Source organism: Pseudomonas sp. F3-2, from assembly GCF_038804275.1.
Classification (GTDB): Bacteria; Pseudomonadota; Gammaproteobacteria; order Pseudomonadales; family Pseudomonadaceae; genus Aquipseudomonas.
The window spans coordinates 1893539-1907151 of sequence record NZ_CP152388.1; the positions used below are offsets into that span (position 1 = coordinate 1893539).

The window sequence follows — 13613 nt, forward strand, 5'->3', positions numbered from 1 at the left end:
GAGCGGGGCAAGCCACGCTCCTGCGGTCGAGATGGCCTCACGCCAACGGGCTGCCCAGAAAATCCCCAAACGCGGCAAGGAAACCCGGCAGGTTGTCCCACGGAATCATGTGCCCGGCGTCTTCGACCCGAGTGATCCGTATGCCGGGCAGCCGTTGCTGGATTTCAGCCTCGTCCTCGGCCTGAATCACACCGCCGCGAGTGGCGACGATCAGCAGGGCAGGGACCGGCACGTGCGGCAGGTCCTGATGAAAATCGACGTCATGGAAGTCGTTGAAGGCGCGCACGATCGCAGGCTCGTAGCAGGTGTGCAGCCACTCGGCGCGCAGCTGCAGCTGATCCTCGGTCCAGGTCGGGCAGAACGCGCGCATGTCATCGGCGCTCATGCCGTTCTGGGACTGACGGATCGAATCGACGTACCACGGCAATTTCGAGGGGTATTCGCGACGGCCCGGTCCTGACACCGGCGGGTCGATCAGCACCAGGCTTTTCAGGCCTTGCGGGTTGCGGACCGAGACGCGCACGGCAAAGCGCGCGCCCATGGAGTGCCCGACCAGGTGGTAGCTCGCCAGGCCCATGGCCTGGGCGAACGCACTGATGTCGTCGGCGCAGGTGTCGACGCTGTAATCCAGGTCCGGGCCGGTCGAAGACAGCCCTCGGCCTCGAGCGTCGAGCACGTAAGTGTCGAACGATTTGCCCAGATGCTCGGCCACGAAGCCCCAGGTGATCGCCGGACTGGTGATGCCTGGAATCAGGACGAGCGCCGGTTTGCCCGCGTGCTGCTCGCCGCCGTAGCGCAGATAGTGCTGGCGGATGCCATTGGCCTGGACGTTGCCGCCGTGGATGAACGTGCTCACGCTGCCACCCCCGATTTCAGGTCCTGGGCGTACAGGTCATAGCCGTAGACCCAGGCTGGATCTTCCTGCGTGCGCAGCCAGGTGTTGGCGTTGGACACCGCTTGCACGCGCGAGGCGCGCTCCTTGCGGTTGGCTTCATAAAGGCCGAACGCGGTGCGGTAGTCGCTCAGGCCGGTTTCCTGCAGGCAGCGTGTCAGCATGGCGGCGTCTTCGATGGCCATGCCCGCGCCCTGAGCCATGTGCGGCTTCATCGGGTGGCAGGCATCGCCCAGCAGCACCAGGCGGCCACGACTCCACAGCGGCAGCGGGTTGCGGTTGAGCAACGGCCATTTGGTCACGCTTTCGGTGGATTCGATCAGCGCTTGCACAGTGGGGTGATAGCCGGCAAACGCTTCGTACATTTCTTCCTGGCTGCTGTCGACCCAGTTGCCCTGGAAATCCCATTCGGCATGGGGCACGCCGGTCACGTAGTAGTACTCATCGCGCTTGCCGGTGGTGTGGTAAACCATCATGTGGCGGTCTTCGCTCCACCATTTCACGCAGTTTTCGAAATTCAGGTTGTACTTGGTCAGCACGTCGCTGCGGATCAGCGCGCGGTGGGCGACCCAGCCGCTGTACAGCGGTTTTTCCTGGCCCAACAACACTTCGCGGATCTTGGAATTGATGCCGTCGGCGCCGATGACAATGTCGGCGTCGGCGAAGGTGCCGTCGGCGAAGTTCAGGCGCACGCCATGATCGCGCTCTTCAAGGGCGGTGAGGCACTTGCTGAAATGCACGCTGCCCGGTGCCAGGGTCGACATCTGCAATGCATGCAGATCGCCGCGATGAACGGTGATGTACGCCGCGCCGTATTCTTTCAGCGAAAACTCGCCCAGCGCGATGCGCGACATGTAATCGCCGGTGGCGCCGTCGCGGCTGAACCAGAAGTCCGGGTGCGAGCCCATGTCACTCAGCTGCTGCTCGATGCCCATGCGGCGGAAGATTTTCATGATGTTCGGCCCCATGTGAATGCCCGCGCCAATGCGCGAGAACTCTGAAGCCTGCTCGTAGACGTCGACTTGAAAACCCGCTTTCTGCAACAGCGTGGCTGCAGCAGCCCCACCCAGACCGGCTCCGACGATGGCGATTTTTTGCATAGTTGGCATGGCGCGCTTCCTTCGTGTTTCGTGAATCTCTGGTGAGTACATGTCGACGACGGCGCGTCGTCATGCTGCGTTTTTTAAGTGTATACGCTGAATTTTTCAAATGTGAACAGGTATTTCAAAAAAGACTCAGCGACGTCGCAAATAGGCATGTCACCCTTCGTAACCCGCTGAATTCAACGTATGTGTGCATCGGTAACGAATTGGCGCAGCTATTGCAGACTGCCTTCAATTGATGTCTTATCACTTTTAATTAGCGTGTACGCTTTAAAAAATGCACTAGAGTGAAGCGTGATGCCTTTCAATGGTGCACTTGGCGTCACGCAGAAAGATCAGCCCGAACCACCAGGAGATCAGAGATGCCGGTTAGCGATTGCGAATTGACCCAGATGTTCGAGCATGTGCTGAAACTGTCGAAGGTGGACCCGACCCAGAGTGTCGCCGTCCTCAAGAGTCACTATTCAGACCCGCGCACCGTGCGCGCCGCCATGGACGCCGCGCAGCGCCTGGGCGCCAAGGTCTACGCGGTTGAGCTGCCCTCGTTCAATCACCCCAAAGCCATGGGCAACGACATGACGGCGTACTGCGGCGACACCGCGATGACCGGCAATCTGGCGGCACAACGCGCGCTTGAGGCAGCCGATCTGGTGGTCGACACCATGATGCTGCTGCATTCGCCCGAGCAGGAGCAGATCCTCAAGACCGGCACTCGCATTCTGCTGGCTGTCGAACCCCCGGAAGTGCTGGCGCGCATGCTGCCGACCGTCGCGGACAAAGAGCGCGTGCTGGCGGCAGAACAGGTGTTGAAAGCGGCGCGTTCGATCCACGTGAAGTCCCGAGCGGGCAGCGATTTCCGCGCGCAGCTGGGACAGTATCCGTCCGTCACCGAGTACGGTTTTGCCGACGAGCCGGGGCGCTGGGATCACTGGCCCAGTGGTTTTCTGTTCTCCTGGCCGAACGAGGAGACCGCCGAGGGTACGCTGGTCATCGATGTCGGCGACATCGTTCTGCCCTTCAAGACCTACTCCCGCGAGCAGATCACGCTGGAGATCGAGAAGGGCTTCATCACCGGTATTCATGGCGGTTTCGAGGCCGAATACCTGCGCGACTACATGAAGTATTTCAACGATCCCGAGGTGTACGGCATTTCCCACATCGGCTGGGGATTGCAGCCTCGCGCGCAGTGGACGGCCATGGGCCTGCATGACAAGAACGACGGCATGTGCATGGACGCCAGGGCGTTCTATGGCAATTTCCTGTTCTCCACCGGGCCGAATACCGAAGTGGGTGGCAAGCGTAAAACGCCGTGCCATCTGGACATTCCGCTGCGCCATTGCGACATCTATCTGGATGACCTGGCGGTGGTCCTGGGCGGTGACGTGGTTGCGCCCGAGGCCTCGAAGGCCTGAGACGTTTCTCCTTCATACCAGGATCTGAATCCTGTGAAGCCGGTCCTACGGACGCTGCAAGTTTTTCGTAGGACCGGCTTTAGCCGGGAAGGCGTCGAATGTTACGCCGTTGATCGACGAGGAGGTGAAAACAGTTGGCTCCCTCCCACCGTTTTGACTTGGGTTGACCTGAGGGCTCCCTTTAGCCCGGCGCAACCGTTAATGTAGCCGCCATCTCCCCGGATCCGCCAAACGAGCCCCTCCGTGTCTACCGACCAATCATCCAAAAACAATCAGTCCTACACCTTTTCCGAACAGGTCGGCCACTTGCTGCGCAAGGCGTACCAGCGGCATCTGGCGATCTTCCAGCAGAACGTCGGTGATTCGCAGCTCACTGCCGTGCAGTTCGTGACCCTGTGCGCGCTGCGCGATCACGGGCCCAGCTCGCAGACGGAGCTGGTCAAGGCGACAGCGGTCGATCAGGCGACCATTCGCGGCATCGTCGACCGGCTGAAGGCGCGGGACCTGATCAGCCTCGATCCTGATCCGCAGGACCGGCGTAAAGTGATCTGCAGCCTCACCGACAGTGGCCTGCAACTGGTGCAGGAGACCGTGCCCCGCGCCGCGCAGATCACCGAGCTGACCCTGAGCAAACTCAATCCCGCCGAACGCGTGGCGGTGCTTTATCTGCTGCGCAAGCTGATCGACGAGCCGGACGAGTAATCCGGTCCGTTGAACAACCTGTAAATACGGGTGGGCGGTCGCGTTCGCGAAGACCGTAGAGCAGCCCCTGATGATGATGAATCGACAGGGCCGACCTCTTCGCGAATAAGCGGCTCCCACAGGCTCGTCTGCACTTCCCTCCGATCATTTCGCGCCCTCCATTTTGGCACTGGCACGCTTCCTGCTCTCTTTTCATGAAGTGAACACTTCATCAAATGCCAGGGAGGGCGGGTAACGAATGGGGAAGGCAATATGAGCGAGCAGCTCCTGGCGGCTGAGAAGACCGTGACACTCAAGGTCAACGGTCAGACTTCGTCCGTCACGGCGATGCCTGACACGCCGCTGTTATTGATCCTGCGTAACGACTTGCACCTCAATGGCCCCAAATATGGCTGTGGTCTGGGCGAATGCGGTGCCTGCACGGTGATTGTCGATGGCGTGGCGGCGCGCGCCTGCGTCTTCCCGCTGGCAGGCGCCGAAGGCCGGGAAATCACCACGCTGGAGGGCATCGGCTCCCGCCAGTGCCCGCACCCGGTGCAGCAGGCGTTCATCGATGAGCAGGCCGCGCAATGCGGCTACTGCATGAACGGCATGATCATGACCGCCAAGGCCTTGCTCGACCGCAATCCGCACCCGACCGAGGCGCAGATTCGCAATGAGCTGTCGGCCAACCTGTGTCGTTGCGGCACCCACATCGAAATCCTTCGTGCGGTCATGCGTGCCGCGCGCCATTCGCTTTGAACGGAGCGACCTCCTTGAATCAGCCCACGACTGCGCCCACCCCCACCCGCGACGAACTGCTGGCCAGAAACGGCGTGCTGCTTGTCGTTGACGACATCCTGCCGCCCTCCGGCCCGGTCGCCAAAGGCGGCACCCCCACAGTGAAGCCCAAGGAACTGGGGCTGTTCATCGCCATCGATCAGGACAATACGGTTTACGCCTTCAACGGCCATGTCGATCTGGGTACCGGCATCCGCACGTCCCTGGCGCAGATCGTCGCCGAAGAGCTCGACCTGCAGATGGATCAGGTCACCATGGTCCTGGGCGACACCGAGCGCGCGCCCAATCAAGGCGCGACCATCGCCAGCGCCACGTTGCAGATTTCCGCCATCCCGCTGCGCAATGCCGCCGCCGAGGCCCGCCGCTACCTCTTGGAGCAGGCCGCGCAGCGCTGGGCTGTCAGTGCCGATTCTCTGGTTGTGGAAAGCGGCGTGATCAAAGCCGCCGACGGGCGCAGCGCGAGATTTGGCGATCTGCTGATCGATCGACACGTCGAATTGCGCATCTCCGGCAACGCGCCACTCAAGCGTCAGGAAGACTACAAGCTGGTGGGGCAGGGCGCCGCGCGGGTCGATATCCCCGGCAAAGCCACGGGCGAGCTGACCTACGTTCACGACATGCGCTTGCCCGACATGCTGCATGGTCGGGTGGTGCGGCCGCCGTACGCCGGCCACGACACCGGCGATTTCGTCGGCAACAGCCTGCTGGAAGTCGATGAGTCGTCCATCGCCCATATTCCCGGCATCGTGCGTGTGGTGGTGATCCGTGATTTCGTCGGCGTGGTGGCGATGCGCGAAGAGCAGGCAGCCAAAGCTGCGCGCGAGCTGAAAGTCCGCTGGAAAGCCTGGCAGCACAAGCTGCCGGACATGAGCGACGTCGAGCAGGCCATTCGCGATAACCCGAGCATCCAGCGCGTGGTGCTGGACAAGGGCAATGTCGAGCAGGCGCTGGCCGATGCCAGTGAGCGCATGACCCGCACTTACCTGTGGCCCTACCAGATTCACGGCTCGATCGGACCGTCCTGCGGGCTGGCGGACTACCGCGAAGACGGCATCCGGGTATGGTCCGGCACGCAGAATCCGCACATGTTGCGGGCGGATCTGGCGTGGTTGCTGGAATACCCCGAGGAACGGATTGAAATCATTCGCATGGAAGCGGCCGGTTGCTACGGGCGCAACTGCGCCGACGATGTGTGCGCCGACGCCGTGCTGTTGTCCAGAGCGGTGGGCCTTCCGGTCCGGGTGCAACTGACCCGCGAGCAGGAACACGTGTGGGAGCCGAAGGGGACGGCGCAGTTGATGGAAGTCGATGGCGGGCTGACCGCCGAGGGCGGTATTGCCGGCTACGACTTCACGACCAGTTACCCGTCGAACAACTCGCCAACGCTCGCGCTTTTGCTGACCGGGCGGGTCGACCCGGTGGCTGCCATGTTCGAGATGGGCGACCGGACCTCGATCCCGCCCTACGAGATCGAGCACATGCGCGTCACCATCAATGACATGGCGCCGATTGTCCGGGCGTCATGGATGCGCGGCGTCTCGGCGCTGCCCAACACCTTCGCCCACGAATCCTACATCGATGAACTGGCCTTCGCGGCCGGCGTCGACCCGGTCGAATATCGTCTGCGTTACCTCAACGACGACCGCGCCAGCGAGCTGGTCAAGGCGACCGCCGCCCGTGCGGACTGGACGCCACGCACCCAGCCGATGCAGACCCCGGAAGACGACGGCGTGCTACGCGGGCGCGGGTTTGCCTACGCCCGTTACATCCACAGCAAATTTCCCGGCTTCGGCGCGGCGTGGGCGGCGTGGGTCGCCGATGTCGCGGTGGACAAAAACACCGGTGATGTGTCGGTGACCCGCGTGGTGATCGGGCACGACGCCGGAATGATGGTCAACCCGGCAGGCGTGCAACATCAGATCCATGGCAACGTCATCCAGTCCACCAGTCGCGTGCTCAAGGAGCGCGTGACGTTCGAGGAGTCGACCGTCAGCAGTCAGGAATGGGGCGGCTATCCGATCCTGACCTTCCCGGAAGTGCCCAAGGTCGACGTCGTGATGATGCCGCGCCAGACCGAGCCGCCCATGGGCGCGGGCGAATCGGCGTCGGTGCCCAGCGCGGCGGCGATCGCCAACGCCGTCTATGACGCCACCGGTATTCGCTTCCGCGAGCTGCCGATCACTGCCGAACGCATCCTGGCCGCGATGAAAAGCGCCGGCGACGAGGCCAGCGTCCAGCCGCCCGAATCGCCCAAGGCCAAGCGCTCCAAATGGTTGTTCGGTTCATTGTTTGCAGCATTTGGCGCAGTGTTGGGCGTGGCGGCGACGGCGCTGCCGTGGCGCGCGGAAATTGCCCCGATTGCCCCGCCAGCCGCCGGCACCTGGTCGGCGGCGACGCTGGAGCGCGGGCGATTGCTGGCCTCGGCTGGCGATTGTGCCGTTTGCCACACGAGCGCGGGTGGCGTGACCAATGCCGGCGGTCTGGCCATGCAGACACCTTTCGGCACGCTTTACAGCAGCAACATCACGCCCGACCCTGAAACGGGCATCGGTAACTGGTCGTATCCGGCATTCGAGCGGGCAATGCGTGACGGCATCAGTCGCGATGGCAAACATCTGTATCCGGCGTTTCCCTACACCGCGTTCCGAAATATCGACGACGCCGACATGCAGGCGCTGTACGCGTACCTGATGTCGCAGACGCCGGTGAAGCAGGTTCAGCCCGCCAATGCCCTGCAGTTCCCGTTCAACATGCGACCGTTGATGGCCGGCTGGAACGCGCTTTTTCTGCGCAAAGGCGAGGTTCAGGCCCAGCCACAACAAAGTGCGCAATGGAATCGCGGGCAATATCTGGTCAACGGCCTGGGCCACTGCGCCGCCTGCCACTCACCGCGCAACCTGATGGGAGCGGAGAAGGGCGGCGCCTCCTTCCTGGCAGGTGGCATGGTTGACGGCTGGGAGGCACCGGCGCTCAACAGCCTGTCGAAAGCGCCGACGCCGTGGACGGAGGACCAATTGTTCAATTACCTGAGTACCGGCTATTCCGATGCCCATGGCGTGGCCGCCGGACCGATGGGGCCAGTGGTTTCGGAGCTGGCGAAGTTGCCCAGGACCGACGTGCGCGCGATGGCGGTGTACCTCGCGTCCTTGAACGGCTCCGCCGAGGCTGCGTCGACAATGCCTGCGCCGACAGCGGCTGCGCCGACAATGCCTGCGCCGACAGTAACCGCACAAAAAGTGACTGTGGCGACGGTCTCCCCGCAGTCGCTGAGCAATGGCCAGCGCGTTTTCGAGGGTTCCTGCCAAGGCTGTCATGCCGATGGTCTGGGGCCGAAACTGTTCGGCGTCAGCCCGTCGCTTGCGACCAACACCAACGTGCACAGCGCGCTGCCGGACAATCTGATCAAAGTCATTCAGCAAGGCATCGCCAAACCGGCAACAGCGGACCTGGGTTACATGCCCGGCTTCAAGGACAGCCTGTCGAATACCCAGATCAGCGATCTGGCGGCGTACCTGCGCACTCGGTTCGCGCCCAATGAGCCGCAATGGACGGGGCTGCAGGACAAGGTGGCCTACCTGAAGGCCAATCCCGGCATCCACTGACAGGCATCGAGCGCTTGCAGGCATGGCTCGCAATGCAATCGACGAGGACCCCAGTTGTACAACCGGCGAATGCGATTGCGCTGCTGCAACGCGTTCGCCGGTTCTGTCGAGTGTGCAGGCGCTGAGGTCGAGTGCGACGGCCGAATGCGCCGCGCTCTTGCCGTTGCCGGGTGTCATGCCTGGGCCGGCAACACCATCACCCCACGCACCACCAGATCCTGGATGAACGCCAGCCAGTCCTGCCGCTCGCCCTGGCTGGCCATGTCCTGACCCAGAAACGAGGTGAGGGTGTGCAGGTTCGAGTTATAGAAGTAGCACAGCGAGGCGATCATCAGGTAGACATGCTTGATGTCCACATCCTCCCGGAACAATCCCTGTTGCTGACCCGCTTCGATGATCGGTCTGAGCACGCCGACGGCTTCGCCTGACAGGCGCCGCAACTCGCTGGACTGTCGGGCGTGCTTGCCTTTGTGCAGGTTCTCGATGCTCAGAATCGCGACGAATTCCGGATGAGTCACGTAGTAGTCCCAGACGAATGCCACCAGTTGCCGCAGGGTCGCGACCGGTGTCGACGGGTTCAGCTGCAGCGTGCTTTCGGTGCGGTTGAACTGCTCGTAGGTGTGCTCCAGCACTTTGACGAACAGTTTCTCCTTGCTGCCGAAGTAGTAATAAATCATCCGGTCGTTGGACTCGGCCTCGGCCGATATCTTTTCGATTCGCCCGCCGGAGTAGCCGTCGCGGGTGAACACGGCGATGGCCGCTTTGAGGATGCGCGCTCGCGTCTGATCGGCCTGTTGCGCGCGGATACCAGTGTTTTTGCTCATGATCGTTACAGAATCCGGTACAGCAGGCGTTCGACGCGCACGCGGCTGACGCGCCGCAGAAAGGTGCGTACGCCCAGCGGGTACTCACTCAACGTGTCGAGTTCGTCGAACTTGCCGACGCGATGGGTGTTGCGCATCAGCAGCTCGATCTCCTGAGCGCGCGGCTTGAGCCATTCGCCTTTGGGATCGTCGATCAGCACGGCGTTTTCCAGGTCCAGCTGGAAGGCGCGGGGGTTCAGGTTGTTGCCTGTCAGCAGTGTGTAGCGCTCGTCGGACCACAACCCTTTGAGGTGATAGGTGTTATCGCCGTGTTTCCACAGGTGAATGTTCAACTGATGCCTGGCGATCGCCGTCTGATGCTTCTGCATGAAACGACGCAGGCTGATTTCGTACAGATAAGGCAGCGCGGAAATGACCTTGAACGGCTCGTCCGGATCGATGAAGAAGTCGTTGGCAGTCTTGTCGCCAATGATGATGTCCACTTTGACGCCGCGCTTGAGGGCCCGGTTGATCTCGCGCTTGATCACCAGCGGCATGTTGAAATATGGCGTGCACAGCGTCAGCTGATGCCGGGTTGCGGCGATCAGGTCGCACAGCGTCTTGCTCAGCGGGTTCTTGTTGCCGATGCCCAGCAGCGGGATCAGGCGCAATTCGCCATTCTCGCGGATGCCGTCGTTGACGTCATAACTGGCGCGCTTGAGGCGCTGGCGGAACTGGCGGATTTCCCCGCGCAGGCTGCGCGAGGCGGGCGGGTTGGGCAGGTCCAGCCGGTGCACGGCCTCGGACGGCAGGATTTCCTGTTGCACCAGACGCAGAAACGAATCGGCCAGGCCCTTGTTTTCCAGCAAGTGATACCGATCGAGCCGGTATTTCGCCAGCTTGTGCAGGTAAACGTTGTTGATACTGGCACCGCTGTAGATCACGCAGTCATCGATGATGCTGCCCTTCAAATGCAGCACGCCGAACAGCTCGCGGGTCTGCACCGGCACGCCGTAGACCGGCACTTCCTGTTCGTGCTCGAGGTTTTGCGCCTGATACCACGCCGAATTGCCGGCCTGCTTGCCCGCGCCGATCAGCCCGCGCTGCGCGCGAAACCAGTCCACCAGCACGACGATGTCCAGCGCAGGCCTTGCCGCTTTGGCGGCGTAGAGGGCGTCGAGGATTTCCTGACCGGCTTCGTCTTCCTGCAAGTACAGCGCGACGATGCAGATGCGCCGGGTCGCTGCGGCAATCTTTTCCAGCAGCGTGCGCCGATAGTCAGCCGCACTGGGCAGAAGGGTAATCGCCGCGCTGGAGGATTCGAAACCGCGCAACGCCGCAAGGGTAGAACGTCGGAAGGGAGCCCGCATAAGCCTCTCGATGGGTCGGATCAACAGCGCACGAGCTTACACCAGCGCGCGCCTTGTGGTGGTTTTGGCAGCGGCTTCGTTGACTTGTTCAGGGAAATTTCAGGAACCCGGAGGGCAATGGCGCAGCGGCGCGCAGGGCTGCACACCGGTTGCAGCGCGCTTGCCCGCAGTGGCCCGGGCCGCCGACGCATTTCGGTCGGTGGCGGCCCAGCCTTCGTGGGCAAGAGCTGTCCTGCAGATAAACGGCAATCGGATTACACCTTCAACACCAGTTTCCCGCTGTTCTCACCCTTGAACAGCATCTGCAGCGTTTCCGGAAACGTTTCAAGGCCGTCGACGATGTGTTCTTTGCTCTTGAGCTTGCCCTGGGCGAGCCAGCCGGCCATTTCCATGCCCGCCCGGGCGAAATGCTCCGTATGGTCCATGACCACGAAACCTTCCATTCGCGCGCGGTTGACCAACAGCGACAGGTAGTTGGCCGGGCCTTTGACGGCTTCCTTGTTGTTGTACTGACTGATCGCGCCGCAGATCACCACGCGCGCCTTCAGCGCCAGTCGCGTGAGGACGGCATCCAGAATGTCGCCGCCGACGTTGTCGAAAAACACGTCGATGCCTTTCGGGCATTCGCGTTTGAGGGCGGCGTGAATGTCTTCGCTCTTGTAGTCGATGGCGCCGTCGAAGCCGAACTCGTCGATGAGTGTCTGGCATTTTTCCCGGCCGCCCGCGATACCGATCACCCGGCAGCCTTTGATTTTGGCGATCTGCCCGGCAATGCTGCCCACCGCACCTGCGGCCCCGGAAATCACCACGGTGTCCCCGGCGTTCGGCTGCCCCACCTCCAGCAGCGCGAAATACGCCGACATGCCGGTCATTCCCAATGCCGCCAGATACACCGGCAAGGGCACCCGCTTGGGGTCGACCTTGTTGAAGCCCTTGGGCTCGCCGACGAAGTAGTCCTGCACGCCCAGCACGCCCTGGACGTAGTCGCCGACCGCAAACCCGGGGTGATTCGATTCGATTACCTTGCCCACGCCCAGCGCCCGCATGACCGCGCCCAGTTCAACCGGGGCAATGTACGATTTGCCCTCGTTCATCCAGCCACGCATGGCCGGGTCAAGTGACAGGTACTCACTTTTCACCACGATCTGCCCTTCAGCCGCTGTCGCCACTGGAACGGTCTGAAAGGTGAAGTCGTCGCGGCTCGCGGCGCCGACGGGGCGTCGGGCGAGGAGAAACTGGCGGTTGTTCAAGGCGGTCATGATGGTTCTCGATCAAGAAGAGAAACGCCAGTGATAGACGCGCATGTCGCGCCGGGCAAGTAAAGACGTTGCAGCGAATGCGCCCCGATCCATCTCGATGATGTGATTGGCGCTCTACATCACTGCGGTGCATGCACCTTTAACCGGGCCCTTGATAGTGCTGACGGGCGGCGCAAGGCACTGGCTAAACTGCCGCTGTCCGGCCTCGCGCCATCCCTCTTTATATAAGTACAAAAAGGACGACTCCATGAGCATGACGTTTTCCGGCCAGGTTGCCCTGGTGACCGGCGCCGCCGCAGGCATTGGACGCGCCACCGCGTTGGCGTTTGCCGAGCAGGGCTTGAAAGTGCTGCTGGTCGATCTGGACAGCGATGGCGGAGAAGGAACGGCCCGTTTGATTCGTCAGGCCGGAGGCGAGGCGCTTTTCCTGCGCTGCGACGTGACCCGTGAAGCCGATGTGCAACAGATGATGAGTCAGGCGGTGAGCGCGTTCGGCCGGGTGGACTATGCGTTCAACAACGCAGGCATCGAGATCGAGAAAGGGCGGCTGGCCGAGGGCAGCGAAGCCGAGTTCGACGCCATCATGGGCGTGAACGTCAAAGGCGTCTGGTTGTGCATGAAGTACCAACTGCCGGTCATGCTGGCTCAGGGCGGCGGGGCCATCGTCAACACTGCATCGGTGGCCGGGCTGGGCGCGGCGCCAAAAATGAGCATCTACGCGGCCTCGAAACACGCAGTCATCGGTCTGACCAAATCCGCCGCCATCGAATACGCAAAGAAACACATTCGGGTCAACGCGGTGTGCCCGGCGGTGATCGACACCGATATGTTCCGTCGCGCTCACGAAGCCGATCCGCGCAAGGCTGAATTTGCGGCCACTATGCATCCGGTGGGACGCATCGGCAAGGTCGAGGAAATTGCCGCGGCCGTGCTCTATCTGTGCAGCGACGGAGCGGCCTTCACGACTGGGCATTCACTGGCAGTGGACGGCGGCGTGACGGCGTTCTGATTCAGGCGTCCAGTGCCTTGAGCAGGGTTTTGCCGACATTGAGGATCTCTGCGGTCATGTCCTCGTCCTTGACTGCGCGGGCCAGGCCGATGGCGCCTACCAAGGTGCACATCGCCATCACCGCCTGCGCGCGCTTTTTGGCCGACTGCTTTGCGCTGCTCAGGCTGGCCAGTGTCGCGAATTCTTTTTCAAGCCCCTGAGCGTACATCTCGCGGACCGGATCGCTGCTGCGGGCGACATCATTGACCAGCGCGGCGAACGCACAGCCCGATCCCGGATCGTTCAGGTGTCGTTCGCTCAGGTAACGCTCCACCAGATCGCTCATTGTCAGCGTGGAATCCGGTTCGGTGTATTTTTCCAGAGCACTGGCCCGCTTATCGAAGGCGCATTGCAGGGCCTCTTCAACGAGTTTTTCCCGGGATTCGAAGTGTTTGTAGAATCCGCCGCCCGTTCGACCCGCTTCCTTCATGAGGTCGGCCACCCCGATGCCGTTCAGCCCGACTTCGCGGAAGCGTGCGGCGGCGAGGTCGACGATGTGTTCATGAATGGCAGCCTTCTCGGCCTGTGAGCGCGACATGAGAACCTCCGCTGACAACGTTCTGAGCGATATGGCGATCGATCATACGCCAAATGTGGCACGTCCATGCGGTGGATTGGAGGGCGTACGACATCCTGTTCCGG

11 protein-coding genes are annotated in these 13613 nt (G+C 62.1%); 5 read left to right on the forward strand and 6 right to left on the reverse strand.

What is annotated here, in order from left to right:
• Nucleotides 1-37: 37 nt before the first annotated feature.
• Together AAGQ88_RS08655 and AAGQ88_RS08660 are read right to left on the reverse strand one after the other, a co-directional pair.
• Nucleotides 38-856, reverse strand: coding sequence for an alpha/beta hydrolase (locus AAGQ88_RS08655; protein WP_285425755.1), 819 nt, complete (start codon nucleotides 854-856; stop codon nucleotides 38-40).
• Nucleotides 853-2001: an FAD-dependent monooxygenase gene (locus AAGQ88_RS08660; protein WP_342654998.1), complete on the reverse strand. Its 1149-nt coding sequence runs from the start codon at nucleotides 1999-2001 to the stop codon at nucleotides 853-855. Before AAGQ88_RS08660 ends, AAGQ88_RS08655 begins: the two co-directional genes overlap by 4 nt.
• Before the next feature lie 356 nt (nucleotides 2002-2357).
• Here AAGQ88_RS08660 and AAGQ88_RS08665 point away from each other — a divergent pair, with 356 nt between their 5' ends.
• The 4 genes from AAGQ88_RS08665 (at nucleotide 2358) to AAGQ88_RS08680 (ending at nucleotide 8491) form a co-directional block, all read left to right on the forward strand.
• On the forward strand, nucleotides 2358-3407 hold the full coding sequence (locus tag AAGQ88_RS08665) for a 2,5-dihydroxypyridine 5,6-dioxygenase (protein WP_342654999.1): 1050 nt from the start codon (nucleotides 2358-2360) through the stop codon (nucleotides 3405-3407).
• Between the two features lie 243 nt (nucleotides 3408-3650).
• The gene (locus AAGQ88_RS08670) at nucleotides 3651-4109 is read left to right on the forward strand and encodes a MarR family transcriptional regulator (RefSeq protein ID WP_285425752.1); all 459 of its coding nucleotides are present in this window, start codon (nucleotides 3651-3653) and stop codon (nucleotides 4107-4109) included.
• A gap of 252 nt (nucleotides 4110-4361) precedes the next feature.
• Nucleotides 4362-4850: a (2Fe-2S)-binding protein gene (locus AAGQ88_RS08675; protein ID WP_285425751.1), complete on the forward strand. Its 489-nt coding sequence runs from the start codon at nucleotides 4362-4364 to the stop codon at nucleotides 4848-4850.
• A gap of 14 nt (nucleotides 4851-4864) precedes the next feature.
• A complete protein-coding gene (locus tag AAGQ88_RS08680) occupies nucleotides 4865-8491 on the forward strand; it encodes a molybdopterin cofactor-binding domain-containing protein (RefSeq protein ID WP_342655000.1) in 3627 nt (1208 codons plus the stop codon).
• Nucleotides 8492-8664: 173 nt separating this feature from the next.
• Here the strand turns inward: AAGQ88_RS08680 and AAGQ88_RS08685 are convergent, their stop codons facing one another.
• The 3 genes from AAGQ88_RS08685 to AAGQ88_RS08695 all read right to left on the reverse strand — a co-directional run bounded on the left by AAGQ88_RS08685 (nucleotide 8665) and on the right by AAGQ88_RS08695 (nucleotide 11923).
• Nucleotides 8665-9318 carry a TetR family transcriptional regulator gene (locus tag AAGQ88_RS08685; protein WP_342655766.1) on the reverse strand — a complete coding sequence of 218 codons (654 nt, stop codon included), beginning with the start codon at nucleotides 9316-9318 and terminating at the stop codon, nucleotides 8665-8667.
• A 2-nt stretch (nucleotides 9319-9320) separates the two neighbouring features.
• Nucleotides 9321-10664 carry a CDP-diacylglycerol--serine O-phosphatidyltransferase gene (gene pssA / locus AAGQ88_RS08690; protein ID WP_342655001.1) on the reverse strand — a complete coding sequence of 448 codons (1344 nt, stop codon included), beginning with the start codon at nucleotides 10662-10664 and terminating at the stop codon, nucleotides 9321-9323.
• 254 nt (nucleotides 10665-10918) lie between these two features.
• The gene (locus AAGQ88_RS08695; protein WP_342655002.1) at nucleotides 10919-11923 is read right to left on the reverse strand and encodes an NADP-dependent oxidoreductase; all 1005 of its coding nucleotides are present in this window, start codon (nucleotides 11921-11923) and stop codon (nucleotides 10919-10921) included.
• A gap of 247 nt (nucleotides 11924-12170) precedes the next feature.
• Here AAGQ88_RS08695 and AAGQ88_RS08700 point away from each other — a divergent pair, with 247 nt between their 5' ends.
• Nucleotides 12171-12932, forward strand: coding sequence for an SDR family oxidoreductase (locus tag AAGQ88_RS08700; protein WP_285425746.1), 762 nt, complete (start codon nucleotides 12171-12173; stop codon nucleotides 12930-12932).
• Between the two features lies 1 nt (nucleotide 12933).
• Here the strand turns inward: AAGQ88_RS08700 and AAGQ88_RS08705 are convergent, their stop codons facing one another.
• A complete protein-coding gene (locus AAGQ88_RS08705; RefSeq protein ID WP_093467073.1) occupies nucleotides 12934-13509 on the reverse strand; it encodes a TetR/AcrR family transcriptional regulator in 576 nt (191 codons plus the stop codon).
• Nucleotides 13510-13613: the final 104 nt, after the last annotated feature.